We start from the raw sequence: 26536 nt of genomic DNA on the forward strand, positions 1-26536 counted from the left end.
AGCGATGCGTATGCCTCAACTTCCTCTCATCCTGCGCAAGCTGTTTCGCCGCCGTATCGTTCTGGCCGCGGCCATCGCTTTGGTCGTGGTGGTGCTGGTATCACTCTTCGCCGGCCCCCTGAGCGGGCTGGACCCGAACGAAACCGCCGTGAGCCAGCGCCTCTCGCAACCCTCTTCTGCTCACCTGTTCGGCACCGACGAACTGGGCCGCGACCTGTTTGCCCGCATCGCCTTCGGCGGACGCTATTCGCTGACCATCGCGCTGCTGACGGCGCTGGGTTCGGTGGTGGCCGGCACCTTGTTTGGCCTGATCGCGGGTTTCTTTCGCCGGCTCGACGCGCCCGTCATGCGGCTGGTCGATGCCATGATGTCCTTCCCCGACATCCTGCTGGCAATCGCCCTGGTCGGCATTCTCGGCCCCTCGATGTTGAACGTGGTGCTGGCCCTGGTGCTGGTCTACACGCCTCGCGTGGCGCGGGTGGTGCGCGCCTCGACGCTGGTGGTGCGCGAGCTGCTGTTTGTGGAAGCGGCGCGCGCCGTCGGGGTCTCCACCGTGCGCATCCTCTGGCGCCATGTGCTGCCCAACCTGATGTCGCCGATTCTCGTGCAGGCTTCCTTCATCTTTGCCTACGCCATCCTGGCGGAAGCCGCGCTGTCTTTCCTGGGTGTGGGCGTGCCGCCCGAAATCCCGACCTGGGGCACCATGGTCGCCGGCAGCCAGCAATACGCCCACCAGGCGCTGTGGATCGTGCTGTTCCCGGGCCTGGCCATCATCCTTACCGCGCTGTCGCTTCAATTGCTGGGCGACGGCATCCGCGACCTGCTGGATCCGCGCCTGCGGAAATCGATGTGAACCGTCTCGAAGTACGCCACCTTTCCACCTTCTTCGACACCGACGAAGGCCTGATCCGCTCCGTCGCCGACGTGAGCTTCAACATCCGTGCCGGCAAGACCACAGCCCTGGTCGGCGAATCGGGCTCGGGCAAATCGGTCACCAGCCTGACGCTGATGCGCCTCTTGCCGCGAACCGCTTCGACGCAGGTCAGCGGCCAGGCCCTGTTCGTCAATCGCGCCGGCGAAACGCTGGACCTGTTGACGCTGCCCGAGCCGCGCATGCGCGCAATCCGCGGCAACGAGGTGGCGATGATCTTCCAGGAGCCGATGACCAGCCTGAACCCGGTCTTCACCGTGGGTGAGCAGGTGGCCGAATCGCTGCGCCTGCACAAGGGCCTGGGCCATGCGGCCGCCCTGGCCCAGGCCCTGCGCATGCTGGAGCTCGTCGAGATCCCGGCGGCTGCCCAGCGCCTGCATGAATACCCGCACCAGCTTTCGGGCGGCATGCGCCAGCGGGTGATGATCGCGCTGGCCATGGCCTGCGACCCGACGCTGCTGATCGCCGACGAACCCACCACCGCGCTGGACGTTACCATCCAGGCGCAGATCCTGGCGCTGATGCGTCGTCTGCAGGCCGAAACCGGCATGAGCATCCTGTTCATCACCCATAACCTGGGCGTGGTGGCCCACCATGCCGATGACGTGGCTGTGATGTACGCCGGCCGCATCGTGGAGGCCGCGCCTGTCAACGACCTGTTCGCACGGCCGCAGCATCCTTACACGCAGGGCCTGCTGGCCTGCCTGCCGGCGCAGCAGCGCGGGCGGGCGTCGGCGGGCGAGGGCTCACATGCGGCGGGAGGCAAGCGCCGACTCTATGCCATCCGCGGCCAGGTTTCCAGCCCGCTGGCGCCGCCACCGGGTTGCGCTTTCGAGCCGCGCTGTGACAAGGCCATCGCGGCCTGCCGCGACGCCATGCCGGCGCTGCGCAACGACGAAGCCGGCGGCAGCGCCCGCTGCATCCTGGTGCCGGAGGCCGCATGAGCGCACAGACCCCAGCCGCTGCGCCCTTGATCGAGGTGCGCAACCTGCAGAAATTCTTCGGTTCCTCTGTGCGGCCAGTGCGCGCCGTGGACGATGTGTCCTTCGTGATCCATCCCGGCGAGACACTGGGCCTGGTGGGCGAATCGGGCTCGGGCAAGAGCACCATCGGCCGCGCCCTGCTGCGCCTGGTCGACAGCACCGGCGGCACGGTGAGCTACCGCGGCGAAGACCTCGGCGCGGCCTCGGGCAGCCGCATGCGCGCGCTGCGCAGCAAGCTGCAGATGATCTTCCAGGACCCATACGCCAGCCTGAACCCCAAGATGCGGGTACGCGACATCCTGGGCGAGGCATTGCAGGTGCATGGCCTGGCCAAAGGCAAGGAGGCCACCGCACAGCGCATCGCCGAGCTGTTGCAGTTAGTGGGGCTGCCGCCTGAACACGCGGCGCGTTACCCGCACGAGTTTTCCGGCGGCCAGCGGCAGCGCATCGGCGTGGCGCGGGCCCTCTCGGTGCAGCCTGAATTCATCGTGGCCGATGAGCCGCTCTCGGCACTGGACGTTTCCATCCAGGCGCAGGTGGTCAACCTGCTGTGCGACCTGCGCGATAGCCTGAAGCTGACCATGCTGTTCATCTCGCATGACCTGGATGTGGTGGAATACCTGTGCGACCGGGTGGTTGTGCTGTACCTGGGCCGGGTGATGGAAGTGGCGCCGACGGCGCAGCTGTTCGCGCGGCCGCTGCATCCCTACACGCAGGCCCTGCTGGCCGCTTCGCCCAAACCGGACCCGACCATCAGGATGGTGCATGTGCCCTTGAAAGGCGACATGCCCAGCCCGGTCAATCCGCCTTCGGGCTGCGTGTTTCGCACACGCTGCCCGCATGCCATTGACGCCTGTGCCGAGACACGGCCGGAGCCGCGCGACATGGGCGGCGGCCGCCTCAAAGCCTGCATCCGAGACGACATCGAATCATTGACGACACCATGACACTGCAAGATATTCTCGACCCCCTGCTCGACGCCTCCTGGAAGGGCTTTCCGCACCATAGCCCGCCGCTGCGCCGCTCGGCCGTTGGCACCCAGGGCTGGAACGTGCTGCGCGGCGACCTGCCGTTGCCGCTGGCCGTGATCCGCCGCGACGCTCTGGCCGGCAACCTGCAATGGATGCAGGGTTTTGCCGGCAGCCACGGCGTGGGCCTGGCGCCGCACGGCAAAACCACCATGTCGCCGCAGCTGTTCCGGCGTCAGCTCGATGCCGGCGCCTGGGGCTTGACCTTCGCCACCGTGACGCAGCTGCGCGCAGGCGTGACGGCCGGTGCGAAACGCTGCTTGATCGCCAACCAGGTGTTCCAGTCGGTGGACCTGCAGGGCATAGCCGACCTCAAGCGTGCCCATGCCGGGCTGAGGGTGGCTTTTCTGGTGGACTCACTGGCGCAGGCGGAGCTCATTGAAGCCTGGCATGCGGTGAATGCACACGCTGAGCCTTTCGACGTGCTGCTGGAGATCGGTGTGGACGGCGGCCGCACCGGCTGCCGCAGCCACGAGCAGGCGTTGGCCCTGGCTCAGCGCCTGCGCAGCGGCAAGGCCACGCGGCTGGTCGGCATCGAATGCTACGAAGGCCTGGGCGCCACCGGCCAGTCAGACGCCGACACGGCCTACGCCAATGCGCTGATGCAGCGTGTGCGCGACATCGCCAAAGCCTGCGACGAACAACAGTTGTTCGAAACGAATGAAATCCTGCTCACGGCCGGTGGCTCCGCCATCTTCGATCTGGTAGCCGAACACCTGAAGATGAAACTGTCGCAGCCTGTGCAGGGCCTGCTGCGTTCGGGCTGCTATGTGACGCACGACCATGGCACGTACCACCGCTTCATGAATACGGTAGCTGCGCGCATGGGCTGCGGCCATGGCTTGCACGCGGCGATGGAGGTGTGGGCGGCGGTGCAATCCTGCCCTGAACCGGGCCTGGCCATTCTCGCGGTGGGCAAGCGCGACATCTCCTACGACCTGGAGCTTCCCGTGCCCCTGGGTGTGTGCAGAGCGGGCGAGGCCACCATGACACCGGCGCCTGCAGACTGGAAGATCGCCGGCCTGAACGACCAGCATGCCTACCTGCGCGGCAGTGGCCCCGAACACCAGGCCCTGCGCGTGGGCGACCTGGTTGCGCTGGGCATCTCCCACCCCTGCACCACCTTCGACAAATGGCGCTGGATGCCGGTGGTGGACGAACAAAACAACGTGTGTGACGCCATCGTCACCTGCTTTTAAATGACTCCACGCGTCCTTGAAAAAATTGCCGAGATCATGGACCGCGCGCCCGCCGCACGGCGCACTGTGCTGGCCCTGATCCTGGAAGACCCGCAGCGCGTGCTGGACGAAACCTTCGAGACCCTGGCACAGCGCGCCAACAGCTCGGTCCCCACCATCATGCGCACCTGCCGTGACCTGGGCTACCCCGGGCTGCGCGAGTTCAAGCTGGCGCTGGCGCAAGAGCTGGCGGTGGGCGGCTCGCCGCTGAACCGGCGCGTGCGCATCGATGACGACACCCGGCAGGTCATCGCCAAGGTGACGCGCGGCGCCACCACGGTGATCAACAGCGTGCAGGCCCAGCTCAATGTGGAAGCGGTGCAGGCGGCGGCCGACGCCATCGTCGACGGCGCCCGGGTGGACTGCTATGGCGTCGGCGTCACCTCCAACTTCATGGCCTCCGACTTGCAGGCGCGGCTGTACCGCATGGGCGTGGCTTCCAACAGCTACCTGGACCCGCACCTGCAGCTGATCTCGGCCGCTACCATCGGCCCGCGTGGCGTGGTGATGGCCATCACGCATGTCGGCGGCATGCCCTCGTTGCTGGAGGCGGTGGACGTGGCGCGCTCGCAGGGCGCCACCATCATCGCGCTCACCCAGCCCGGCTCGCAGCTGGCGGCGCTGGCCGACATCGTGCTGGGCGTGGAAGTGGCGCCCGACCCGGTAATGCCGGTGGGCCCCGAGGCCTACCTGGCGCACCTGACGGTGATCGAAATCCTCACCGTGCTGGTGGCGCAGCGCCTGGGCGACAAGGCCGTGAACCGGCTGGCCAACATCCAGCACACGCTGGAAACACGCGGCGTGGACATGCACCACCACCCCCGGCTGGACTGGGACGAAGGCGCCAAGCTCACCATGGGGAAAGTACGATGACGCGCGCCACCTTGCTGGAAAACGGCCTGCTGGTGGACGGTACCAGCGCGACTGGCCGATCAGGTGACCTTCTGCTGGCGGGCGACCGGATCGTGGCCATGGGCCCGGACTTGCGTCGCAGCCTGCCGGACGGCCTGTCTCTGTCCGATGTCCAGGTGTACGACTGCAGCGGCCTGGTGATTGCGCCCGGCTTCGTCGACGTGCACACCCACGACGACGCTATCGTGCTGAACGCGCCCGGCATGTTTCCCAAGCTGTCGCAGGGCATCACCACGGTGGTCACCGGCAACTGCGGCCTGTCGGTCGCGCCTTTCGTGGTGGAGGAACCGCAGGGCGCCCTCACCCTGCTGGGAAATTCATTCAAGTACCCCTCGGTGGATGCTTATGCGCAGGCGGTGGGCGAGGCGCAGCCGGCCGTCAATGTAGCGCCGCTGATCGGCCACACCACGCTGCGCTATGCCTGTGTGGACGACCTCAACCGGCCAGCCACCGCCGGCGAAGTGGCCGCCATGTGCACCCTGCTGGAGCAATGCATGGCCCAGGGCGCGATCGGCCTGTCGTCGGGCCTCTTTTACGCCGAAGCCATGCCGGCACCGGCCGCCGAGGTGACATCGCTGGCGCGCGTCGTCGCGCGGTACGGCGGCATTTACGCCACACACATGCGCTCGGAGATGGCCGACATCCTGGAGGCCATGCACGAGGCCGCCGGCTGCGCCTTCGAGGCAGGTGTGCCGCTGGTGATCTCGCATCACAAATGCGCCGGCCCGGCCAACTGGGGCCGCACGCAGGAGACGCTGCCGCTGATCGACACGCTGGCGCAGCGCCAGGACATCGCGATGGATGTCTATCCCTACGTGGCCGGCTCGACCGTGCTGCGCGAAGACCTGGTCGACGGCATTATTGACGTGCTCGTGAGCTGGTCGGCCCCGCATCCGGAAATGATGGGCCGCACCCTGGCGTCGATTGCAGCCGAGTGGGGCGTTGACCAGAAAACAGTTTGCCGCCGCCTGCAGCCCGGCGGGGCCTGCTATTTCCAGATGCACGAGGATGATGTGCGGCGCGTCATTGCGCACCCGCTTTCCATGATCGGATCGGACGGCCTGCCGCATGACAAGCATCCGCACCCGCGCCTGTGGGGTGCCTTCCCGCGGGTGCTTGCGCGCTATTGGCGCGAGCAGCAGCTGTTTTCGCTGGAGACCGCGATCTACAAGATGACGGGCCTCTCGGCGCGCAACTTCCGCCTGCACCAGCGCGGCCAGTTGCAGCCGGGCTGGTACGCCGATGTCGTGGTGCTGGACCCGGTCCGAGTGCGCGACGTGGCGACGTACGAAAACCCGATCGCGCTGTCCGAAGGCATCGAGAAGGTCTTTGTGAATGGCGAGTTGGCTTATGTGGCCGGCGGTGCTGATGCGGCGAACGCGAAGGTACAGGCACGTGCCGGGCGGCTGTTGAAACGTCACGTAACCCAGCCCTGAAAAGACTCTTCAGCCCGCATGAGCCGCGGCCTGCAAGGCCTCGGGAGCTACACGCAGTGAGCGACCGTGGGGGCTAATAAAGTCAAGTCTCAACGCTGAAATGCTTCCTCAGCATTTCAAGAGCGAGGGGAGTGGCAACCAGTTGGTCCTGCAGGATTGCTACTGAACTCACCCATTTGCCGTCCAGCTCGAGCGTATTCAAAAGCACTACGGAGATGCAGAACCGGGCTGCATCACCCACCAATAACTTCTGCAACGACACTACGCTGGGCCAGGGGAAGTCGCCTGCACGAAAGGTGAGGGAGCGAATGCCGTTCCCGTAGAAGTCTTGATTGTGAAACCATACGTCGGAGCGCTCCCATGATCCGGCCAGAGGCACCAGCACGGCCTCGATCGCGTCCTGCAAATCGCCGTCAATATGCCCGTGGGCATCTCCCTGCTCCTCGAAGAACTCGAACGTTCCCTTCAACTGCTTCACGGCAGCCCAGTACTCGTCTTCAGTGGACACGACTTGAACACGCACGGAATTCCTTTCGAGAAGATTGAACGTTTGACATGTGAGGCCTCTCGATGGAAAGGTCAGGCCCCGTCGTACTGCGCATGAACTTTGCGAGAAAGTTGCGAAACCTTCGCTGAGTGAAGCCTGGCGGCTACCGCCGAACCCAATGCCTCCGCAGGGAAATCCTTCGGCTTGCGTTTAGCAATCGCGACGTTCGCAATGGCGGCCTGCAAGGCTTGCCCGAAGGCAAGTAGTTGCAATCGGGCTGGTAGATTCTGAACTTCAGTCCAGTCTATTCGGCCGACGCTCCAAACTTCCCGTGTCTTGTGCTTGTACCGGGTGAATCCGTCAGGTCCCGTGAAGGCCACTCCCTCGCCCCAGGCCTTGAAGTCGGCAACCTCCAGGATCAGGACGAATTGTTCAATCGATGTTCCGAAGTTCCTAAGCGTCAGGTCTTCGTTAAGGAACGCATCAATCGCTGGAGTGAAAAGGCGCCAGCGACCAGGGTTGGCCTTCCAATGATCGATGGGCCAAGCGTTGCTTTGCCAATGCTGGCCGCCTATTTGTAGTACCTCGACGCCAGTCTTGAGGAAGGTGCTGAAGTGCACTCGTGCGTCGCCTAACTTGATATGGCCCGCAAACCTGCGGAATGACATGGCTCGATCTTCATGGGGTGGGTTTCAATCCAAAGAGTCAACCGTATCCGGATCCGGCCCATCCCCAATCGCCTCACGCGTCAGCGCGGCCTGGCTTTTGAGCCAGTCGCAAAACGCCAGCACTTCGGGCCGGGCCACATTGCGCGGGCCGATGATCAGCCAATAACTCATCGGAGACTCCATGCGCATTTGCGGCAGGGGCTCCACCAGATCGCCTGAGGCCAGGCTTTCGGCAATCAGTGGCAGCCGCGCCAGCACCACGCCCTGGCCCGTCAGCGTCGCCTGCACCATCTGGTAGGCGTAGTTGAAGTACAGCCAGCGCTTGGCTTCCAGCTTGGGGCTGGCGTGCTCTTCCAGCCAGCGGCGCCAGGTCAGCCATTCCAGATGGGTGTGATGCGCGTCGCCCGCCTCAATCAAGGTGAACTGTGCCAGATCGTCTGGCTTCTTCAGGCGCGGCCCGCTTTTGAGCAGCCAGGGGCTGATGACGGGCGTGATCTGCTCGCCGAAAAGGCGTATGGCGCCTGGCGGCATGTGGCTGGCCGGGGCGTAGCGCAGCGCCAGGTCCAGGTCAGAAATGTCCAGGTCCACCGCCACGTCTGACGCATCAATCCGGATGTCGATGTCGGGGTTGTCGCGCTGAAAGCCCTCCAGCCGCGGAATCAGCCACATCGAGGCAAACGAGGCAAAGGTGGTGAGCGAAACGCTCTTGCGCCCGGCGGTCTGGCGTATCTGCCGCACGGCGTTGTCAATGCGCTCCAGCGAGGGCGTGACGGCCCGCAGCAGGATGCCGCCGGCGGTGGTGAGCTCCACCGCCCGGGTATGGCGGTGAAAAAGGCTCACGCCCACGTCTTCCTCCAGGCCCTGGATCTGGCGGCTCACAGCCGATTGGGTGAGGGCCAGCTCCTCCGAGGCGGCGCGGAAGTTGAGGTGGCGGGCGACGGCCTCAAAAGCCCTTAACTGGCCGGCGGAAATCGGCCGGGAGCGCAGGTGTGTTTGTGAATGGAGCATGACAGTGTGAGGGTGAAAAAGGCCAAATAGGGCAATTCGGGCCTAATTGATTGATGCGATTATGGAATCAATAGCTTACCGCGATTTCATTGGACTGTGCAAGCCCGTGGCGAGATGATTCAACCCTCATCACTCACTTTGTGCCTTTTTAGGAGAACACCATGGACCACGCAGCTCACCTCTCAGGAGATCGTTTCTTGCAACAGGCTTCCGATGCCACCAACGGCCATGTGGCCGGCCTGGCGGGCTTCTGGAAACTGGGTGCGGGCCGAGCGCTGACGCTGCGCGCCTCGCAGGCCGGCGTGTTGCGAATTGCGCATGGCCGGGTCTGGGCCACCTTCGACTCCGCCAGCCAGGACATCCAGGTCCGCGCCGGCGACCATTTCCTCAGCCGGGGCGAAAGCCTTTCGCTGCGGGCGGGTGAGTCGCTGGTGATGGAGTCCTTCAGCGCTGGTCACGCTGCTTCCGCTTATTTCAGCTGGGAGCCGGCAACGGCCTGCGCCGAAGTGCCCGAGATGAAAGAGACTTCCGGCTGGCGCGCCGGCGTGATGCAGCCTTTGGGTGACTTGCGCGCCGCCTTCGGCCTGGCCACCAGCGCCCTCGGCCGCCTGGTCCGCGGGCTGGCGATGGGTGCTGTCGCCGCTGTTGAAGCGGTGCTGACCCCCGTTGCCCTGGTGTTCGTCACTGCCCGCGCCCGGCCTCACGTCACCGGCCACGACTTTGACGCCTACAGGGACAATCAGCTCCAGCCGCGTAACTACAACGTGCTGGCCATGTCCAACCTGGTCTAAGCGCAGATAGCCAACAGTTTTACTCCGGGAAAACCGTTTAACCCGCAGTCGCAAGGCTGCGGGTTTTTTTATGGGCGCCTGGTTCGGGGCTTGGCCGTTTTGGCGGTCCTGGTTGCCGGCGCCTTTGGCGTTTTCCTCGCCTTCGTTGTCTTGGGCGCTTTGGTCGCCTTGACCGCACGCGCCTTCAACGCACACTCCAACGCTACACGCGCCCATTCCAGCATCACGGCGGGCGACTCCATCGCGTCTTCGGGTGCCGCGTAGTAGTTGAGGCTGTGCGGCGCACTGACGCCATTTCGTGTCATTTCATAGGTGAACCGCTCACAGCCGTGGGCTTCATACAGGCTGCGGGTCTGCGCATCCGCCTTGAGCCACAGCTTCTCGCCGCCGCCCAGGTCGGCCACCAGGGCCAGCGTCAGTCCCGAGGTGCTGATGCCAAACCCGCCAAACATGCGCTTGGCCGTGCAGGGCCCGACGCCTGACAAAAGCTCGCAGCAGTAGGTCGCAAAATCATTCGTGGAAGAAGCCATCGCGCAACCATACCAAACCCGGCGGACTTGTGTTGCGGCGGGCGCAGCGCGCCATGGCTGCCCCTTTGCTCAAAAAATCGGTGCCTGGCAGATATCGCGGGCGCGACGCGCAAAGACGCGGCGGGCCGCGATAATTTGGGCATGGCCCCAGCTTCCCAGACCCATTCCTTCTCCGCGCCCGGTGTGCGCCACGCCGCCCCGGCAGTCCATGTGGTGGTCATGGGTGTGGCTGGCTGCGGCAAGTCGGCGGTCGGGCGTTTGATGGCCGACCAGCTGGCGTTGCCGCTGATCGAAGGGGATGATTTCCATCCCTCCGGCAACATCCAGAAGATGCAGCAAGGCATTCCCCTCACGGACGAGGACCGCGCTGACTGGCTGCGCCAGCTGGGTGTGGAACTGGCGCGTCACCCGGCCGGTGTTGTGCTGACCTGCTCGGCCCTCAAGGCCGCTTACCGCGACAGCCTGCGCGGCGCCGTGCCCGGTCTGCAGTTTGTGCATCTGGCCATCGGCCAGGCCGAATCCCTGCGACGCGTCTCCGCGCGGCCGGGTCACTTTTACCCGCCCAGCCTGGTCGCCAGCCAGTTCGAGGCGCTGCAGGATCCTTCGGCCGAGCCGGGCGTGTTGACCCTGGCCGGGAATGCTTCCCTGGAAGCCCTGGCCGACAGTGCGGTCGCCTGGCTGGCAATTCGCGGGTAGCGCCCTGCCGCCGGCCTCGCCTGCAGGGCCCGTTTTTTGGCATCAAATTGCCTTGCAGGCCAATCAGGACGAGCGCAAGCAGCTATCAAATCAATAGCGGCCTTGAAAATCGTTTTCACCGGGCAGGTGTATTGGTTCAACTATCCGTAACGCGTTACGTTTAAGTAAAATGACCCAAAACTGCCGCGGGTTCATTGAACCGCCGGCACGGCGTCCCAAACACAGGAACCGCATGTCCAAAGCCTTCGCCTCGCAGTCCGATCTCACCGACAAGGTCATCACTTTTGAGCAGCTCAGCGCACATTGCTGGGCTTATACCGCCGAGGGCGACCCCAATTCCGGCGTGATCATTGGCGACAAATTCATCATGGTGAGCGACGCCACCGCCACCCCGGCCATGGCGCAAGACCTGATCGCCCGTATCCGCACCGTGAGCGACAAGCCCATCAAATATGTGCTGCTGACTCACTATCACGCGGTCCGGGTGCTGGGCGCCAGTGCCTACATTGCGGAAGGCGCCACGGAAGTGATCGCCAGCCAGGGCACGTACGAACTCATCGTCGAGCGCGGTGTGCAGGACATGCAAAGCGAGATGGAGCGCTTTCCGCGCCTGTTCCGCAACGCCGAAAGCGTGCCCGGCCTGACCTGGCCGACATTGGTTATCGACGGCGGCAACCCGGTGAAGTGCGAAGTGCCTGGCAAGCTGGTGCTGGACCTGGGCGGTGTCAAGGTGCAGGTCTGGCACCCGGGCCCCGGCCACACACGCGGCGACACGATTGCGTGGGTCGAAGAAGAAAAAGTGCTGTTCTCAGGCGACCTGGTCGAGTACGAGGCCGGCGTTTACACCGGCGACGCGCAGCTGGAGGAATGGCCCGCCACACTGGAAGCCCTGCGCGCACTGAAAGCCGAAGCCATCGTGCCCGGCCGCGGCGAGGCCATGAAGGGCGCTGCCAATGTCAACAAGGCACTGGACTATACGAAGCGCTGGGTCGAAACCCTGTACCAGGCGGGCAAGGAAGCCGCCGCCGCCGGCATGGACCTCAAAGCCGCCATGGACCACACCCGCAAAAGCATGGACCCGATCTTCGGCCATGTGTTTATTTACGAGCACTGCCTGCCGTTTGACGTGAGCCGCGCATTTGACGAAGCCAGCGGCATCAAGAACCCGCGTATCTGGACAGCCCAACGCGACCAGGAAATGTGGCAAGCGCTGCAGGGCTGAAGCCCGGCGCGTTCAGGAATCCAGGTCCAGCCTGGAAAGCAATCCCACAAAGGCATCGAGCGCGGCCTGGCCGTCCAGGGTTTCCATGCGCTCCAGCACGTCCTCATCCTCGACCAGGCAATAGCCCAGGCTGAAGCGCCTGAACCGCCTGGCGGCCAGTTCGCCGTGGTGCAGAACCTGCATGTTGATGTGGCGGGTGTCCTGCCGGATGCGCTCCAGCAACGCCAACACCTGCTTCTGGCCGCCTTCAAGCTGCTGGCAAAACCGCATGCCGTCAAAAATCAGCAGTCCTGTAATGTCGCGCTCCGCATTGACCAGGCGAGCCTTGGCCGCAATACCCCCCACCACGCTCAACGGCGCCTCCGGCGCCAAGGTGCTGACGTAAAGAATTTCATACAAAGTGGTGCTTATTTTTGTCATTGCGCCGAATGTAGCGACGGACTACACACCTCACAATGTCAAAAGACACAGCCATATGCGCCTAAGATGTGCCTTCCATGAGCATTCCGACGCCAACATCAGCCATCTGCCCGCCTCGCTGTAATGCTTGCGGTTTACGCAGCACCGGTGCATTCATGCCCGTGAAAGCGGAAGAGCTCCAGTTCATCGAGGCCTTCCGCACTGGCATCTTGCAGGTAGCCGCCGGCACGACCATCCTGCATGAGCAAAAGCCCAACGGCAAACTCTTCACCCTCTACTCGGGCTGGGCCTTCCGCTACAAAACCCTGAGCGATGGCCGTCGCCAGATACTCAATTTTTTGCTGCCCGGAGACTTCATCGGCCTGCAGCAAAAGTTCGCGGACGGCGCCATGCACGGCATCGAGGCCGTGACGGATGTAAGCCTCTGTGTGTTCCCGCGGGACGGCCTGTGGGAACTGTTTCGCAACCACCCCAGCCTGGGCTACGACATCACGTGGATGGGCGCGCGCGAGGAAGGTATGGTCGATGACCACCTGCTGACGGCAGGCCGGCGCAACGCCACCGAACGCGTGGCGATGCTGCTGATGCACCTGTACCGCAGGCTGGAACGCGTGGGCATGGCCGAAAAAGGCTGGATAGGGTTTCCCATCAACCAGCAGCATATTGCCGACGCGCTGGGACTGTCGCTGGTGCATACCAACAAGACGCTCAGGCGGTTGCGCCAGCTGGGTCTGCATGAGATTGAAAATGGGCAGCTCCGGTTGCTCAATACCCGCGCGCTGGAGCGCATTGCCGACTACTACGACACGCCGCCTGCGCACATTCCTTTACTCTGATTTCATCTGTTTTTGCTTTGGTTCAGGCGTGTAGGCGGTTGCTGACAACAAGGCCATGGGGCGGATGACAAACGCGGCGTCCATCCGGTTTTAAGGTGACTCTCCTTGCCCACGATTTGCCCCCTTTTCCAGCGAAGGGAAGGTCGTGGCGACACGCACCGACAACCCACCCAGGAGACGTTCATGAACCACGCACAAGCACCCGGTGCACGCCTGCAGCAGCAACCGCGCCGTGTTTCGGACCGCCAGCAACAGCAAAGCAGCGGCTCCCGCGAGTTCCAGCCGCGCCAGTCCAGGCCGGGCGATGCCCCGGCCGGGCAGATGGGCGAAGGGAGCTATGAAGCCACCCGCGACTACCAGAAGAACATCAAGTCCTATCTCAAGGATGCAGATGTCGCTGCCGACGCGAAGGCGGCGAAACCCGATTCACCCCAGCAGGCGGCAGAACTGAAGAAAGCTGAAGAGGAAGGCTTGTCCCATTCCAAGGCGCCCGGCAAATAAGCCGGGTTGCGCGGGGGCTGGCTCCTGGGTCAGGACTTTTGGCTGTGCAGGGCTTTGAAATCCCGCTCATAGCGGTGAAGGTTTTCCACGGCTTTTAAGCGCTGGGCGGGCGTGGTGCTGTTGTGCAGTTCTGCAAACCCCTGGCAAATGTCCTGGGTCAGGCGTTCGAAATAGTCCCGGTAAGCGACGTCTGGTGAGTTCAGCGTGCGTTCAAACAGTCCGTTCACGGCGGCCTGCGTTTTCTCGGGTGCGCTATGGCCGTCAGCCAGCGGGCGCAGGGTTTGCAGGGCATCCTGCTGGCGCCGCAGCCTTTCCCGGTAGGACACGGCGGCGTCAAAGTGGGACGTATCGATTCGCCGGCCGATGATGTCCAGTTGTTTTTCCTCCAGCCGCCCGTAAAGCATTTCAGCCCGGTTCACCGCCTCTTTGTAGCGCTTTTTGCGGCTGGTTTTGGATGACTCCAGAAAGTCTTCGCGGTAGTCGGCATTGCCTTTTTCAAAACGCTGCTGCAGTTTTTTCATCTGGCTGGCGTGGAGCGTGCCCGCCAGCTTTGTCATAAGGGGCTCAGCCTCGTTCGACACCACCATCAGCTTTCGCCGCAGGTCGGTATAGACCGCACAAGCCTTTGCCGTGTCCATGTCCTGCGGCATCTGGTGCTGCAGTTTTTGCAGCGTGTCGATATAGCCCGGCAGCTGGGTTTGCCGGTGCCAGGCATGCAGCCTGTCCAGGTCGGCCCTGACCTGCACGTTTTGCGTGTCGGTGAAGTCAAAATGGCCGTCCAGATGCCAATACACCAGCTCAGGCGCCTGGTTGTAGGCCAGTTTCATCATCACGTTGCAACCGGGCAGCGCCGCACCCAGCAGCATGGCGGCAAGCACACCGATAATCCGTAAGCTGCGTACCAGCGCTGCCCCGGCGGGGCTGGCACGCTTTTCAAATCCTGTCCTTCGAAAATCCAGAGGAAACTTCATGGCAACCCCAGTTGATGTCGTCATCATGGCCGCAGGCAAAGGCACGCGGATGAAAAGCAGCTTACCCAAGGTTTTGCACCGATTGGGCGGGAAGGCTTTGCTGCAGCATGTCATCGAATGCGCTGCGTCTTTGTCAGCGCGCAAGGCGGTCGTCATTACCGGCCACGGCGCTGAGGCTGTTGAGGCCGCCTGCCAGGGCTTTACGCAGCGGGAAACGGGCACAGATTCGAAGCTCAGCCTGCAATTTGCGCGGCAGGAACCACAGCTCGGCACCGGTCATGCAGTGCAGCAGGCGATTCCCCTGCTGGCCGACGATGGCGTCACGCTGGTGCTGTCGGGCGATGTGCCGCTGACCCAAGCCGCCACGCTGCAGGCCCTGCTGGCACAGTGCGACGGCCAGCGGCTGGCACTGCTCACGCTCAGCATGGCCGACCCCACGGGTTATGGCCGTATCGTGCGCGCGCAGGCGCACGCCTCCGAGCCCTTGCGGGCCGGCGCCGAAGCCTCGGCCCAGGTACGCGCCATCGTCGAGCATAAAGATGCGACACCTGCCCAGCGCGAGATCCGCGAAATTTACAGCGGCATCATGGCTGTCCCCACGCGCCTGCTGCGTGCCTGGCTTTCCCGGCTGGACAATCAAAACGCCCAAGGCGAGTATTACCTCACCGACATCGTCAAGTTTGCGGTGGCTGATGGCGTGGCCGTCGTGGCGCAGCAGATCACAGACGCAGCCCAGGTGGCCGGCGTGAACAGTCCGGTGCAACTGGCTGAACTGGAACGCGTGTACCAAAGCCGCCTGGCCACGGCGCTGATGGAGCAAGGCGTGCGGCTGGCCGATCCCGCACGACTGGATGTGCGCGGCACGCTTCGCTGCGGCCAGGATGTGGAAGTCGACGTGAACTGCGTGTTCGAAGGCCAGGTCACGCTGGGCGACGGAGTGCGCATTGGCGCCAACTGCGTGATTGCCAACTGCACCATTGCCGCCGGCGCCGTGATCCATCCCTTCACCCATATCGACGGCGAGAAGCTGGGTGTGCAGATCGGCGAGGGCGCGTTGATCGGGCCCTTTGCCCGCCTGCGGCCCGGCGCGCAACTGGGCGCCGAGGTACACATCGGCAATTTTGTGGAAGTAAAAAACGCCACCCTGGCCAAGGGCGCCAAGGCCAACCACCTGGCTTACCTGGGTGATGCGACGGTGGGCGAGCGCGTGAACTACGGCGCCGGCAGCATCACCGCCAACTACGACGGCGCCAACAAGCACCGCACGGTGATTGAAGCCGACGTGCACATCGGCAGCAACTGCGTCCTGGTGGCACCCGTCACCATAGGCGCGGGCGGCACGGTGGGCGGAGGGTCGACCATCACCAAAAGTACGCCACCGGATTCGTTGAGTGTGGCGCGGGGCAAACAGGTCAGTTTGCCTAACTGGAAGAGGCCTGTGAAGGTGGTTAAGGGGTAGGTCTTTGCCTATCCGGGGGGCGCCTTGTCTTGGCTGTTCTTGCTCTGGCCATGCGCTTTTTTCTGAGATCTGCTGGCCGGGGGTAGCCCGGCGGCTACTCACTTTTCTTTTGCTTCGCCAAAAGAAAAGTAAGCAAAAGAAAAGGCGACCCTGCTGTCTGCGTCCCTTCGCTGCGCTACGGGCAACCTGCGGTGCTCGGTCCAGGCGGGGTCTCGCTCGAACTCGCCTTCGGCTCAGACAATCGCGATCCCTGATCCGCCTGGCCCTGCGCTCCTCGGCGCAGACAGAAGGGCTAATCGGGAGCGGGGACTGAAGACAAGTACCAACTCCAATACCAATACTAATACCGACAAGGACACGCCATGGCGTGTCCTTGTTTCTTCCGGTATTCAGGGCCCTGTCTTCGGCTGTTTGGTATTCCTGCCTCCACCCCCTTGTGTATGCGCCGAGGAGCGCAGGGTCAGGCGGATCAGGGCAAAAACTTGTTTGAGCGCAGCGAGTTGTTTTTGACCCCGGCTGGACCGAGCACCGCAGGTTGCCCGTAGCGAAGCGGAGGGACGCAGGAACCAGGGTCGCCTTTTCTTTGCTTACTTTCTTTTGGCGAAGCAAAAGAAAGTGAGTTGCATGCCGGGCAACCCCCGGCCAGCAGCACTCAGCAAAGAGCGCGCCCATCAAATAAACAGAAGCTCAACTCTTCACCCGATTCACCAAAAACACCCCAAAAATCGCCAAAGCCCCACCCGCCAGCAAACTGACGCTCAAGGGTTCCCCCAGAATCAGCCAACCCAGCAGCACGCCAAACACCGGCACCAGGTTGTTGAACACCACGGTGCGTGCCGCGCCCAGCTGGCGTATGCCTTCGTAGTACCAGACAAAAGCCACCGCGGTGCCGAGCACGCCTAGAAACGCCAGGCCGGCCCACACCTCAGGGGTGAATGATCCGGCATGTACGCTGGTGATGTCGCGCAGGGCCAGCAGGCCCAGGAACAGCGTGCCCCAGATGGCGGCCCAGAGCGTGGCCAGCACCGGCGACAGGCCCTGCAGCAGCTTGCGTCCCAGCAGCGTGTACACCGCCCAGGCGCACACCGCGCCGAACATCGACAGCTCACCCTTGCCGAGCGACTGCGCGATTTGCGAAAGATCTCCGCGCGTGACAACGATCCATACGCCCAGCAAGGCCAGGGCTACGCCCAGCCAGCGCACTGGCGAAAGCCGGTCGCCCAGGAATGCGGCGGCCAGCAGCAGTGTGACCACCGGGTTCAGGGCAATGATGAGTGAGGTGCGGCCTGCCGGCAGCACGGAAAGCGCCGAGAAGAACAACAGGTTGTAAATAAAGATACCGGTGGCGCCCAGCGCCATCGTGCCCAGCAGCTGGCGGCGCGACAGTGTCGTGAGTGCGCGCAGGCCTTCGGTGAAATGCAGCGCCACCAGCAGCGCCAGCGTAGCAAACACAAAGCGTATGAAACCCGCCGTGGCGGGCGGCAGGTGGGCGGAGATGACGCGCCCGGCAATGAAGGTGCCGCCCCAGAGAAAGGGCACGCAGGTCAGGCGCAGGTACAGGCCCAGAAGGCTTTTACCCGCCGGGGGAGCCGTGGCGGCGATGCCGGACAGGGGGGCTGCGGTGGATGATGTGGCTGTAGCGGTCATGCGGTTTTTGTTGGGAAAAAGGCTGGCATCGGTTAGATTGATGCATGAGATTAACTGCTAAATGACTCACTATCAAATGAGTGTTTACTCATTCTTGCCCGCGTACCCCCTTAACGCTTGTTGAACCGACCATGACACTCGCCCAACTTGAAGTCCTGATCACTCTCGATGAATGCCGCAGCTTTTCACGCGCGGCCATGCGCCTGGGCACGACGCAGTCGGCCGTCAGCCATGCGTTGCGCGCGCTTGAAACGCAGTTCGGCGTGAAGCTTGCGCAGCGTGACGCGTCCGGCGTGGCCATGACGGATGCCGGCGAGCGGCTGTTGCTGCGGGCCCGCGAAATGACCGCCCTGGCCGCCACCATGACGCAGGAGCTCGGCGACGCCCGCGAGCTGAAAACCGGTACGCTGCGCATCGGTTCATTTGGGCCCACGTCCACCGTCAACCTTTTGCCACCACTGCTGGCTGCCTTTAAAAAGCGCCACCCAGGCGCGCAGGTGCGCATTGAAGAGGAAAGCGACGAAGTGGTGGACGACTGGCTGCTGCAAAAACGGGTGGAGCTGGGTTTTGTCGTCGTGCCTGACGAGCGCTTTGAAGTGCTGCCGCTGGTGCAGGACGAGTTTGTCGCCATCCTGCCGGTCAAACACCCACTGGCCAAACACAAGGCCGTGCCGGTTACCGCCCTTACGGGGCTGGACTTTGTGCTGACAGAGGCCGGCTGCGGGCCGGTCATCGTGCCCATCCTGCAAAAAAACATCGCGTTGCCCAAGGTCCTGTACCACTTCACGCAGATCATTTCCATCCTGCAATTTGTGCAGCAGGGCCTGGCGGTATCGGTAGCTGCCCGCCTCGCGCTGCCCGATGCACCCAGGGGCGTGGTGTACCGGCCCCTGTCACCGCCGCAGCCGCGCACGGTCGGTCTGGCCTGCCTGGATGTGGCCAAACTCTCGCCGCTGGCACGTGCTTTCTGGAACACCGCCCGTGAAGGTGCCAAAGCACGTTGAGTCGGGTTGCTACTTATTTGATAGCTGCTTGCGCCAGTTCTGATTGGGTTTCAGCCGGTTTCTTTCTAAATCAATGAGGGCTGCAGACGGGCTTTTCTGCTGGCTTGCCCGGCACCGTGCCGCCGGTGCTCACGAGTGTGCCCATCAAGTACCATCAGCCCATTCCGCAGGCTGGCGTGCAACATCGCAGCACGGAAAACAACAGGGAGGCCGGGGTCATGATTATCTGGAGCATTGTTTGGGGTGCCGTGCTGGGCTGGTTCTGGCCGGGCTATGGCGATTTCGGAGTCTTTCTGGGGGGCTTCCTCGGTTTGTTCGCCGGCCTTTCCTTGCGCTGGGCCGTGCGCGCCGAAGTCGAGGCCGCACACAGAAAGCATGCGCAGCAGGTCAAAGCGGCGACTGCATCGGCACCGCAACCATCTGCCATGCCGCGTGGCAGCATTCAGGTTGTGGAAGACGACGGCGGATTCAGGGAATTTGAAAACACCGCTCCTTCGCCCGTTGCCCCGCTTCCTGCACGCGCACCTGCTGCGCCGCAAACCATGGCGCCTGTGGCTGCCAGCACGCTCAGCGCGGTTAGCAACGAAGAGGCATCCCTGCAAGAAGACCTGGCCCCGAATGGCTTGCCGCGCGCTCAGGCCGCGCCCGCCGTGCGGCCGGCTTACAAGCCGGCCGAGCCCAATGCCATCGAGCTGGCCCTGATTGCCGGCAAAAACTGGTTCCTGGGCGGCAACACCATCGTCCGGGTCGGGCTGGTTATTTTGTTCATCGGCCTGTCATTCCTGGCACGCTACGCGGCATCGGCCGGGCTCTTTCCGGTGGAATTCCGCCTGGCGGCCATCGCCGCCGCGGCGATCGCGCTGCTGGCCGTGGGCTTTCGCAAGCGCACGGAAAAGCCCGGCTTTGCACTCGCTCTGCAGGGCGCCGGCGTGGCGGTGATGTACCTCACGGTGTTTGCGGCCTTCCGCATGTACGGCCTGCTTGAACCGCTACCGGCCTTTGGTTTGATGATTGTGGTGTGCGCGCTGAGCTGTGCGCTGGCACTGCTGCAAAACTCGCGCGCGCTGGCGGTCGCCGCATTCGCCGGCGGTTTTGCCGTGCCGATTCTGCTGTCGACAGGGCAGGGCAGCCATGTGGGTCTCTTCAGCTACTACTCAGTGCTGAACCTGGCCATTTTGTTCATTGCCTACAAACGTTCGTGGCGCATCCTGAACGTGGTGGGTTTTATCGCCACCTTCGGCGTGGCCACTGCCTGGGGTGTTCTCAAGTACACGCCAGAGCACTACGCCAGCACCCAGCCTTTCCTCATCGGCTTTGTACTGATCTATCTTTTCGCCGCCATCCTCTATGCGCGCAACACGCCCACGAAGCTCGGCAACGCCGTCGACACCATGCTGGTGTTCGGCACGCCGCTGGTGGGCTTCGGCCTTCAGGCCGGGCTGGTGCGCACCATGGAACTGGGCACGGCCTTTTCGGCGCTGGGCTTTGCCGCGCTGTACCTGGTGACGGCGATGGTGCTGGTACGCCGGGCGCTGTCCAGCTACCGCTTGCTGATTGAATGCTTTATTGCAGTGGGTGTGGGTTTTGCCACGCTGGCGGTGCCGCTGGCGCTTGACGCGAAGTGGACGTCGGCTGTCTGGGCACTCGAAGGTGCGGGCGCGTTCTGGGTCGGCATGCGGCAGGCGCGCTGGATGCCGCGCGCTTTCGGCCTGCTGCTGCAGGGCGTGGCCGCCATGGCATTTTTGGGCGGGCTTGATGACGCAGGCGCACTGGGTAACCCTGTCTCGGCCATTCCGTTCGGCAACCCGGCCTTTATCGGCGCCATGCTGATCGCGCTGCCGGCGCTGCAGCTGGCGTGGTGGCTGCGCCGGCCCCTGCCGCACAGCGAGTCTTCGTGGGCCAAGGCCTATGCCGGCGTGGAGTCGCAGCTCAGCGTTCCTGTTTACCTCTACGGTTTTTTCTTCTGGTGCCTGGCCTGGTTGCTGGAAATCAACCGCCGTGTGCCGGCGCTGGAAGCAGATGCCTTTCCTCAACAGGCCTTTAGCGACCGCACCACCGGCCTGCTGATGATGCTGGCAGTGGTGGCCAGCGCGGCCTTGTCGATGCTGCTGGGCCTGAAGAAACAGTGGGCGGTGGCGACCTGGCCGGCGCGCATCACCGTGGGCGTGCTGGCGCTGGGTTATGTGGCGCAGGCCGGTCAAGGCTACCGCGTGCTCGCCACGCCGGCGTGGGCCGTGTGGCCGGCGGTGCTGGTGCTGCATTACTGGATGCTGCGGCAGTCTGACAAGCAGGCGCTGGCCCTGTCTTCGCCAGCGGGAATGGAGGCCCGGTCGCCCTATGGTTTTTTGCATGCGGCAAGCGCGTGGTTGGTGACCTTCCTGCTTGCGGACTGCCTGTGGTCGGGTATCGGCAAGGCCGAGCTCTGGCGCACTTCGTGGGCCGGCGTGGTCCTGCTGGTCAGCGCCATCGCGGTGCTGATGCTGCTGGCGGTGTGGGCAGGGCGTGTCAACAGCGCGGCCCTGCGACAGGGCGCCAGGTGGCCCCTCAATCCGCATGCCCAGGCTTACTACTGGTATGCCGCCTTGCCGCTTGCGGTGCTGGTGTTCTGGGGCACGCTGGTGGCTGCGGTTCACTCGTCGGGCCACACCGCACCGCTGCCTTACATCCCGCTGCTCAATCCGACCGACCTGACGCTTGCGCTCGCGTTGGGCGCCCTGGTGTTCTGGCGCCGCGTGCTGGTGACGGCCGCGCCGCCGCCGGGCAATGCGGGCTGGGTGACGGGCCGCAATGCACTGGTGGCTTTGGCCTTGCTGGTGTTTGTCGCCGTCAATACCGTGTGGCTGCGCATCGCCCACCATTTCTTCGGCGTGCGCTGGGATGCCGACGCGCTGTTCGGCAGCTTCGTGGTGCAAACCGGCTATGCGATTCTGTGGACACTGCTGGCCTTGAGCTTGATGGTGCTGGCGCACCGGCGCGTGCAGCGGCCGCTGTGGCTGGTGGGCGCTGGCCTGCTGGGCCTGGTGGTCGTCAAGCTGCTGTTGATTGACTTGTCGAACGCCGGCGGGGCGGAGCGCATCATCGCGTTCATCGTGGTGGGGGTGCTGATGCTGGTGGTGGGCTACTTTGCGCCGCTGCCGCCCAAGGCCGCCGCCACCGCCACTGCGCAAGATGTTTTGCCCGAAGATGCGGGCGACCAGAAGGTAACCCAGTCATGAAAATCAACCAACGCTTTTTAACCCTGGCGCTCTCCACCGCGCTGGCAGCCCCGTTGCTGGCGCTGGCCGCCGACGCCGCGGATGCCGGCAGCGCCAAATCGTATGCTGTTCGCATACCTGTGACGCTGGCGCCTGATGCGCCGTTGCAGCGGCTGGTGGTGCCGGCCGAAGCCCTGGTGCGGCTGCAAAGCGCCGGTTATGGCGACATACGCCTCTTCAATGCGGCGGGTCAGCCGGTGCCCATGGCGCTGGCCAACGTCGCCGCGGAAACGGCTACGCAGGAGCAGCAGGTCAAGCTCACGGCGTATCCCATCCTGGGTGCCGCAGGCGCTGCCGGTCTGGAGGGTCTGTCGCTGCGCATTGAAGAGCGGCAGGGCCGGCGCGTGGTGCAGCTCAACACGGGCAGCGCGGCAGACACCGCGGGCGCGGCTTCATCGCAAAAGGTGCTGGGCGCGCTGCTCGACACGCGCAGCGTCAATGCGCCGGCAGCCCGCCTGACGCTGGACGCCGACCTGCCGGTCGGCCAGCCCGTGAGCTTTAATGTGCAGGCCAGCAAGGATCTGAAGAACTGGCGGCCCCTGGCCGACACCGTGCTGTATCGCGCCGATGCTTCTGTCAAGGCCGCGAGCCTGGGCGACAACAGCCTGGCGCTTGCCATGGCGGACCTGAAAGACCACTACCTGCGCATCACCTGGGGCGACGCCGCCGTCACCCTGCGCGGCGCCACGCTGGTCACGTCCCGTAGCACGGCCCTGCGCCAGCGCGTGGGCGCCACTATGGCCGCGCCGGTGCTGACGAATCCCCATGAGCTGACTTTTGCGTTGCCCTTTGCCACGCCTGTTGCCGCTTTAAAGATCACGCCGCAAGGCAGCAATGTGCTGGTGCCCATCCGTGTGCTGGGCCGCAACGACCGCAACCAGCCGTGGGCGTTGCTGGCCAGCGCCGTGGTCTACCGGATGACAACCGCGGGCAAGGAACAAACCAGCGGCCCGGTCGAATTGCAGGGCTCATCGGTGCGCGAAATGAAGATCGAAGCCGACCTCAAAACGCCGGGGTTTGCCGCCGCGCCTGAAATCGTCCTGCAGTTCGAACCGGCACAGCTCATCTTTCTGGCCAGCGGGCAGGGCCCTTTCACCCTGGCTGCGGGCCTGGCCAGCGCAACGGGGGCAGCAGGCGCTTTTCTGCCCATGGCCAGCCTGATTCCCGGCTACAAGGCGCAACAGGAAAACTCCTTGCCCGTCGCCCAGGCCGATGTGTCCAAAGCAGACATCACCGGTGGCAGCGCCGGTGCGGCCGGCTCGCTGGTGGCGGCGCAACCACCCAGTCAGGGCATGCCGACACGCAGCCTGGTGTTGTGGGGCGTCTTGCTGGCGGGCGCGCTGGCGCTGGGGTTGATGGCGTGGGTGCTGCTCAGGCAAACCCGGCAGGCTGTGGAGCCCGGTCAATAAGTTTTATACCGCCACTACCTGAAGTCGTATTGCTATTGTTTTGATAGCACCTCGCGCAGATTCCTATTGGCCTAGAAGTACTTTTGGTTCAAATTTTGCGCGTTTGGTGCTGAAAAAAGCCTTCACGTTGCGCACATTTGCATCGCTGGTAAAAAGCCGCTGCGCCAGCGCCAGGTAGCGCGGCATGTCGGCCACATGCACCACCAGCATGAAGTCCGGCCCCGGTGAGACGCGGTAGCACTGCTGAACGGCGTCGTCCTGCACCACCCTCGTTTCAAATGCCTCTTGATGTTCCGTGCCCTGGCGATCCAGCGTGATCTCCACCAGCGCCGTCAGCCCGTGGCCGGTGAGGGCGGCCAGCTTGTCGGGGCTGAGCAGCGCGATTTCACGTTCCACCAGCCCGGCATCGCGCAGGCGTTTCACGCGGCGCAAGCAGGTCGGCGGCGAGATATAGACGCGTTCGGCCAGCGCCTGGTTGCTCAGTGAGGCATCGGTTTGCAGGCTGTCCAGCAGCTTCACGTCGATATCGTCAATGAGTATTTGTTCCATTAATGAAATATAAATGAAATTTAATTCAATACTGTGCAAATAATGAAATTAAATTCCATTTTATTGTAAAAATAGATCACATTGGAAAACTGTAAGTACGTAGCATCACCGCATTGATCTTCAGGAGACCTTCATGTGCGGCATTGTTGCTTCCGTTTCGACCCGAAATATCGTTCCCATCCTGGTGCAGGGTTTGCAGCGCCTCGAATACCGCGGTTATGACTCCTGCGGTGTTGCGGTGTACGCCGGCGGCCTGAAGCGCGCTCGCAGCACGTCGCGCGTGGCCGAGTTGCAGGAGCAGGTGAGCGCCGACAAACTCGAAGGCGTCACCGGCATTGCCCACACCCGCTGGGCCACACATGGCGCGCCAGTCGTTCACAACGCCCACCCCCATTTCAGCCACGGCAGCGGCGCGGGCGCCACGGCGCGCGCAGGCAAGGTTGCACTGGTGCACAACGGCATCATCGAAAACTACGAAGAGCTGCGCGCCGGCCTCAAGGCCAAGGGCTATGTCTTCGACAGCCAGACCGACACCGAAGTCATCGTGCATTTGATGGACAGCCTGTACGACGGCGATTTGTTCGAAGCCCTCAAGGCCACCGTCGCGCAACTGCACGGCGCCTACGCGATCGCTGCCTTCTGCAAGGACGAACCGCACCGCGTCGTCGGCGCGCGCGCCGGCTCGCCGCTGATCCTGGGCGTTGGCAAGGACAAGACCGAAAACTTCCTGGCCAGCGACGCCATGGCCCTGGCCGGCGTGACGGACCAGATCGTGTACCTCGAAGAAGGCGATATGGTTGACATCCAGCTCGGCAAGTACTGGGTACTCAACAAAGAAGGCAAAGCCGTCCTGCGCGAAGTCAAAACCGTGCACGCCCACAGCGGCGCCGCAGAGCTGGGCCCGTATCGCCACTACATGCAAAAAGAAATCTTCGAGCAGCCGCGCGCCATTGCCGACACGCTCGAAGGCGTGGAAGGCATCGTTCCCGAGCTGTTCGGCGACGAGGCTTACCGCGTGTTCAAGGACATCGACTCGGTCCTCATCCTGGCGTGCGGCACCAGCTACTACAGCGGCTGCGCGGCCAAGTACTGGCTCGAGTCGATTGCCGGCATCCCTACGCAAGTCGAAGTGGCCAGCGAATACCGCTACCGCACATCGGTACCCAACCCGAAATCACTCGTCGTTACCATCACGCAAAGCGGTGAGACCGCCGATACCCTGGCCGCGCTGCGCCACGCGCAAAGCCTGGGCATGACGCAGACCCTCACCATCTGCAATGTGTCAACGTCAGCCATGGTGCGTGAATGCAAGCTCGCCTACATCACCCGCGCGGGTGTGGAAATTGGCGTGGCTTCCACCAAGGCCTTCACCACGCAACTGGCAGGCCTCTTCCTGCTCACGCTGGCCCTGGCCCAAAGCAAAGGCAAGCTCAGCGACGAAGAAGAAGCCGGGCACCTCAAAGCCATGCGCCACCTGCCCGCCGCCCTGCAAGCCGTGCTGGCGCTGGAGCCGCAAGTCATCAGCTGGGCCGAAGACTTCGCCAAGATGGAAAACGCACTGTTCCTCGGCCGCGGCCTGCACTACCCCATTGCCCTCGAAGGAGCCCTCAAGCTCAAGGAAATCAGCTACATCCACGCAGAGGCCTACCCCGCAGGTGAACTCAAACACGGCCCCCTGGCTTTAGTCACCAGCGAGATGCCAGTCGTCTGCGTCGCCCCCAACGATGCCCTGCTCGAAAAACTCAAAAGCAACATGCAGGAAGTTCGCGCCCGCGGCGGCGTGCTTTATGTACTGGCAGACGCCGACAGCCACATCGAAAGCGGCGAAGGCCTGCATGTCATCCGCATGCCCGAGCACTACGGGGCGTTGAGCCCACTGCTGCACGTGGTGCCGCTGCAGTTGCTGGCGTATCACACGGCTGTGGCGCGGGGGACGGATGTGGACAAACCGAGAAACCTGGCGAAGTCAGTGACTGTCGAATGACGGTCAGCGTGCCCGGGCACGCTTGTTTGTAAAAAGAAAAACTGTAAAAACCTAAGAAAAACTGTAAAAACCGCAGAATGCCATTAATAGATCCCTCGGACAATATGAAAATAGGTTTCGTTGGTAGGCATTCCTGCGCTTCGTCCGACCAAGTACGTGAGGCTGCGCTGGCTAATCGTTCCCAGGCTAAGCCTGTTCTGCAGCTGATGCTGCGACACCCGCTTCAACATTCAGCTCCGTGGCTAGCGCGGTTTCAGCGAAGAGTCGTTTTATGAGGCTGGCCAGACGCGGCGAAGTAGTGTCGTTTGCAATATTTMGGCAGGCTGTTGAATTCCGTCGAAATCTGATCCATTTAGCGCAGTAATTTCCATCCAAAACTGACCCACGTAGGCACTACCCTGCTTGTTTTAAAAGCAGGGGGAAATTAGGAGTGATAGACGTGGCGACATTGAATGTCATCAGACGTTGGGCATTGCGGGATCAGATGTCCATTCGCGAGATCTCAAGGCGTACAGGCCTGGCTCGCAACACAATAAAGAAGCACCTGCGATCGGAAGAGAGCGAGCCCAAGT

General features: G+C 63.4%; 24 protein-coding genes. 16 read left to right on the plus strand and 8 right to left on the minus strand.

Going from position 1 to position 26536, the window contains the following annotated elements; genetic code table 11:
• Nucleotides 1-4: 4 nt before the first annotated feature.
• The 6 genes from AC1DZE_RS22050 to AC1DZE_RS22075 are packed head-to-tail and all read left to right on the plus strand — an operon-like array spanning nt 5 to nt 6528.
• Nucleotides 5-853 carry an ABC transporter permease gene (locus AC1DZE_RS22050; RefSeq protein ID WP_477670027.1) on the plus strand — a complete coding sequence of 283 codons (849 nt, stop codon included), beginning with the start codon at nt 5-7 and terminating at the stop codon, nt 851-853.
• Nucleotides 850-1875 (plus strand): ABC transporter ATP-binding protein, encoded by a 1026-nt coding sequence (locus AC1DZE_RS22055; protein WP_477670026.1) that lies wholly within the window; start codon nt 850-852, stop codon nt 1873-1875. The genes AC1DZE_RS22050 and AC1DZE_RS22055 overlap by 4 nt, the downstream gene beginning before the upstream one ends.
• Complete coding sequence (locus AC1DZE_RS22060; RefSeq protein ID WP_477670025.1) at nt 1872-2861, plus strand: ABC transporter ATP-binding protein; 990 nt, start codon at nt 1872-1874, stop codon at nt 2859-2861. Before AC1DZE_RS22055 ends, AC1DZE_RS22060 begins: the two co-directional genes overlap by 4 nt.
• Nucleotides 2858-4141, plus strand: a complete 1284-nt coding sequence (locus tag AC1DZE_RS22065) for an amino acid deaminase (protein WP_477670024.1) — start codon at nt 2858-2860, stop codon at nt 4139-4141. The genes AC1DZE_RS22060 and AC1DZE_RS22065 overlap by 4 nt, the downstream gene beginning before the upstream one ends.
• Entirely contained in the window at nt 4142-5053 is a 912-nt protein-coding gene (locus tag AC1DZE_RS22070) for a MurR/RpiR family transcriptional regulator (protein ID WP_477670023.1), read from the plus strand. It abuts the gene before it with no gap.
• Nucleotides 5050-6528, plus strand: coding sequence for an N-acyl-D-amino-acid deacylase family protein (locus AC1DZE_RS22075; RefSeq protein WP_477700551.1), 1479 nt, complete (start codon nt 5050-5052; stop codon nt 6526-6528). The genes AC1DZE_RS22070 and AC1DZE_RS22075 overlap by 4 nt, the downstream gene beginning before the upstream one ends.
• 82 nt (nt 6529-6610) lie before the next feature.
• Here AC1DZE_RS22075 and AC1DZE_RS22080 read toward each other — a convergent pair whose 3' ends face one another.
• The 3 genes from AC1DZE_RS22080 to AC1DZE_RS22090 form a co-directional block, all read right to left on the minus strand.
• Nucleotides 6611-7051 carry a hypothetical protein gene (locus AC1DZE_RS22080; RefSeq protein WP_477674030.1) on the minus strand — a complete coding sequence of 147 codons (441 nt, stop codon included), beginning with the start codon at nt 7049-7051 and terminating at the stop codon, nt 6611-6613.
• A gap of 56 nt (nt 7052-7107) precedes the next feature.
• Nucleotides 7108-7635, minus strand: coding sequence for a hypothetical protein (locus AC1DZE_RS22085; protein ID WP_477674029.1), 528 nt, complete (start codon nt 7633-7635; stop codon nt 7108-7110).
• A 72-nt stretch (nt 7636-7707) separates the two neighbouring features.
• Nucleotides 7708-8691, minus strand: coding sequence for a LysR substrate-binding domain-containing protein (locus AC1DZE_RS22090; RefSeq protein ID WP_477700552.1), 984 nt, complete (start codon nt 8689-8691; stop codon nt 7708-7710).
• 161 nt (nt 8692-8852) lie between these two features.
• Here AC1DZE_RS22090 and AC1DZE_RS22095 point away from each other — a divergent pair, with 161 nt between their 5' ends.
• Nucleotides 8853-9482, plus strand: a complete 630-nt coding sequence (locus AC1DZE_RS22095; protein ID WP_477673165.1) for a DUF2917 domain-containing protein — start codon at nt 8853-8855, stop codon at nt 9480-9482.
• 68 nt (nt 9483-9550) lie between these two features.
• On the opposite strand, the gene AC1DZE_RS22100 is transcribed toward AC1DZE_RS22095, so the two are convergent.
• Nucleotides 9551-10012 (minus strand): TfoX/Sxy family protein, encoded by a 462-nt coding sequence (locus AC1DZE_RS22100; RefSeq protein WP_477673166.1) that lies wholly within the window; start codon nt 10010-10012, stop codon nt 9551-9553.
• A 141-nt stretch (nt 10013-10153) separates the two neighbouring features.
• On the opposite strand from AC1DZE_RS22100, the gene AC1DZE_RS22105 reads away from it, so the two are divergent.
• Together AC1DZE_RS22105 and AC1DZE_RS22110 are read left to right on the plus strand one after the other, a co-directional pair.
• The gene (locus AC1DZE_RS22105; RefSeq protein WP_477673167.1) at nt 10154-10708 is read left to right on the plus strand and encodes a gluconokinase; all 555 of its coding nucleotides are present in this window, start codon (nt 10154-10156) and stop codon (nt 10706-10708) included.
• A gap of 232 nt (nt 10709-10940) precedes the next feature.
• A complete protein-coding gene (locus tag AC1DZE_RS22110) occupies nt 10941-11930 on the plus strand; it encodes an MBL fold metallo-hydrolase (RefSeq protein WP_477673168.1) in 990 nt (329 codons plus the stop codon).
• 12 nt (nt 11931-11942) lie between these two features.
• Here the strand turns inward: AC1DZE_RS22110 and AC1DZE_RS22115 are convergent, their stop codons facing one another.
• Complete coding sequence (locus AC1DZE_RS22115; RefSeq protein WP_477673169.1) at nt 11943-12350, minus strand: BLUF domain-containing protein; 408 nt, start codon at nt 12348-12350, stop codon at nt 11943-11945.
• 77 nt (nt 12351-12427) lie between these two features.
• On the opposite strand from AC1DZE_RS22115, the gene AC1DZE_RS22120 reads away from it, so the two are divergent.
• Nucleotides 12428-13186: a Crp/Fnr family transcriptional regulator gene (locus AC1DZE_RS22120; RefSeq protein WP_477673170.1), complete on the plus strand. Its 759-nt coding sequence runs from the start codon at nt 12428-12430 to the stop codon at nt 13184-13186.
• Nucleotides 13187-13369: 183 nt separating this feature from the next.
• A complete protein-coding gene (locus AC1DZE_RS22125; RefSeq protein WP_477670014.1) occupies nt 13370-13687 on the plus strand; it encodes a hypothetical protein in 318 nt (105 codons plus the stop codon).
• Between the two features lie 29 nt (nt 13688-13716).
• Here AC1DZE_RS22125 and AC1DZE_RS22130 read toward each other — a convergent pair whose 3' ends face one another.
• The gene (locus AC1DZE_RS22130; RefSeq protein WP_477700553.1) at nt 13717-14658 is read right to left on the minus strand and encodes a DUF6279 family lipoprotein; all 942 of its coding nucleotides are present in this window, start codon (nt 14656-14658) and stop codon (nt 13717-13719) included.
• Between AC1DZE_RS22130 and glmU the strand changes: the two genes are divergently transcribed.
• Nucleotides 14657-16117, plus strand: coding sequence for a bifunctional UDP-N-acetylglucosamine diphosphorylase/glucosamine-1-phosphate N-acetyltransferase GlmU (gene glmU, locus AC1DZE_RS22135; protein WP_477700554.1), 1461 nt, complete (start codon nt 14657-14659; stop codon nt 16115-16117). The two genes, AC1DZE_RS22130 and glmU, sit on opposite strands and share 2 nt — an antisense overlap.
• 687 nt (nt 16118-16804) lie before the next feature.
• Here glmU and AC1DZE_RS22140 read toward each other — a convergent pair.
• Nucleotides 16805-17764, minus strand: coding sequence for a DMT family transporter (locus tag AC1DZE_RS22140; protein ID WP_477673897.1), 960 nt, complete (start codon nt 17762-17764; stop codon nt 16805-16807).
• Between the two features lie 131 nt (nt 17765-17895).
• On the opposite strand from AC1DZE_RS22140, the gene AC1DZE_RS22145 reads away from it, so the two are divergent.
• From AC1DZE_RS22145 to AC1DZE_RS22155, 3 genes are all read left to right on the plus strand, one after another.
• Nucleotides 17896-18768: a LysR family transcriptional regulator gene (locus AC1DZE_RS22145; RefSeq protein ID WP_477673898.1), complete on the plus strand. Its 873-nt coding sequence runs from the start codon at nt 17896-17898 to the stop codon at nt 18766-18768.
• A gap of 218 nt (nt 18769-18986) precedes the next feature.
• Entirely contained in the window at nt 18987-21983 is a 2997-nt protein-coding gene (locus AC1DZE_RS22150) for a DUF2339 domain-containing protein (RefSeq protein WP_477700555.1), read from the plus strand.
• Nucleotides 21980-23431, plus strand: coding sequence for a DUF3999 domain-containing protein (locus tag AC1DZE_RS22155; protein ID WP_477700556.1), 1452 nt, complete (start codon nt 21980-21982; stop codon nt 23429-23431). The genes AC1DZE_RS22150 and AC1DZE_RS22155 overlap by 4 nt, the downstream gene beginning before the upstream one ends.
• Before the next feature lie 63 nt (nt 23432-23494).
• Here the strand turns inward: AC1DZE_RS22155 and AC1DZE_RS22160 are convergent, their stop codons facing one another.
• Nucleotides 23495-23980: an Lrp/AsnC family transcriptional regulator gene (locus AC1DZE_RS22160; RefSeq protein ID WP_477700557.1), complete on the minus strand. Its 486-nt coding sequence runs from the start codon at nt 23978-23980 to the stop codon at nt 23495-23497.
• 133 nt (nt 23981-24113) lie between these two features.
• On the opposite strand from AC1DZE_RS22160, the gene glmS reads away from it, so the two are divergent.
• Nucleotides 24114-25964, plus strand: coding sequence for a glutamine--fructose-6-phosphate transaminase (isomerizing) (gene glmS / locus AC1DZE_RS22165; RefSeq protein ID WP_477700558.1), 1851 nt, complete (start codon nt 24114-24116; stop codon nt 25962-25964).
• Nucleotides 25965-26536 lie beyond the last annotated feature (572 nt).

The sequence above is a fragment of the Polaromonas sp. P1_F1 genome, from assembly GCF_056405795.1.

Coding starts and splice junctions, on each gene's coding strand:
- AC1DZE_RS22065 (WP_477670024.1), top strand. CDS start 2,858: ATGACACTGCAAGATATTCTCGACCCCCTGCTCGACGCCTCCTGGAAG.
- AC1DZE_RS22110 (WP_477673168.1), top strand. CDS start 10,941: ATGTCCAAAGCCTTCGCCTCGCAGTCCGATCTCACCGACAAGGTCATC.
- glmU (WP_477700554.1), top strand. CDS start 14,657: ATGGCAACCCCAGTTGATGTCGTCATCATGGCCGCAGGCAAAGGCACG.
- AC1DZE_RS22095 (WP_477673165.1), top strand. CDS start 8,853: ATGGACCACGCAGCTCACCTCTCAGGAGATCGTTTCTTGCAACAGGCT.
- AC1DZE_RS22050 (WP_477670027.1), top strand. CDS start 5: ATGCGTATGCCTCAACTTCCTCTCATCCTGCGCAAGCTGTTTCGCCGC.
- AC1DZE_RS22115 (WP_477673169.1), bottom strand. CDS start 12,350: ATGACAAAAATAAGCACCACTTTGTATGAAATTCTTTACGTCAGCACC.
- AC1DZE_RS22125 (WP_477670014.1), top strand. CDS start 13,370: ATGAACCACGCACAAGCACCCGGTGCACGCCTGCAGCAGCAACCGCGC.
- AC1DZE_RS22145 (WP_477673898.1), top strand. CDS start 17,896: ATGACACTCGCCCAACTTGAAGTCCTGATCACTCTCGATGAATGCCGC.
- AC1DZE_RS22140 (WP_477673897.1), bottom strand. CDS start 17,764: ATGACCGCTACAGCCACATCATCCACCGCAGCCCCCCTGTCCGGCATC.
- AC1DZE_RS22150 (WP_477700555.1), top strand. CDS start 18,987: ATGATTATCTGGAGCATTGTTTGGGGTGCCGTGCTGGGCTGGTTCTGG.
- AC1DZE_RS22100 (WP_477673166.1), bottom strand. CDS start 10,012: ATGGCTTCTTCCACGAATGATTTTGCGACCTACTGCTGCGAGCTTTTG.
- AC1DZE_RS22155 (WP_477700556.1), top strand. CDS start 21,980: ATGAAAATCAACCAACGCTTTTTAACCCTGGCGCTCTCCACCGCGCTG.
- glmS (WP_477700558.1), top strand. CDS start 24,114: ATGTGCGGCATTGTTGCTTCCGTTTCGACCCGAAATATCGTTCCCATC.
- AC1DZE_RS22075 (WP_477700551.1), top strand. CDS start 5,050: ATGACGCGCGCCACCTTGCTGGAAAACGGCCTGCTGGTGGACGGTACC.
- AC1DZE_RS22060 (WP_477670025.1), top strand. CDS start 1,872: ATGAGCGCACAGACCCCAGCCGCTGCGCCCTTGATCGAGGTGCGCAAC.
- AC1DZE_RS22120 (WP_477673170.1), top strand. CDS start 12,428: ATGAGCATTCCGACGCCAACATCAGCCATCTGCCCGCCTCGCTGTAAT.
- AC1DZE_RS22090 (WP_477700552.1), bottom strand. CDS start 8,691: ATGCTCCATTCACAAACACACCTGCGCTCCCGGCCGATTTCCGCCGGC.
- AC1DZE_RS22160 (WP_477700557.1), bottom strand. CDS start 23,980: ATGGAACAAATACTCATTGACGATATCGACGTGAAGCTGCTGGACAGC.
- AC1DZE_RS22070 (WP_477670023.1), top strand. CDS start 4,142: ATGACTCCACGCGTCCTTGAAAAAATTGCCGAGATCATGGACCGCGCG.
- AC1DZE_RS22130 (WP_477700553.1), bottom strand. CDS start 14,658: ATGAAGTTTCCTCTGGATTTTCGAAGGACAGGATTTGAAAAGCGTGCC.
- AC1DZE_RS22105 (WP_477673167.1), top strand. CDS start 10,154: ATGGCCCCAGCTTCCCAGACCCATTCCTTCTCCGCGCCCGGTGTGCGC.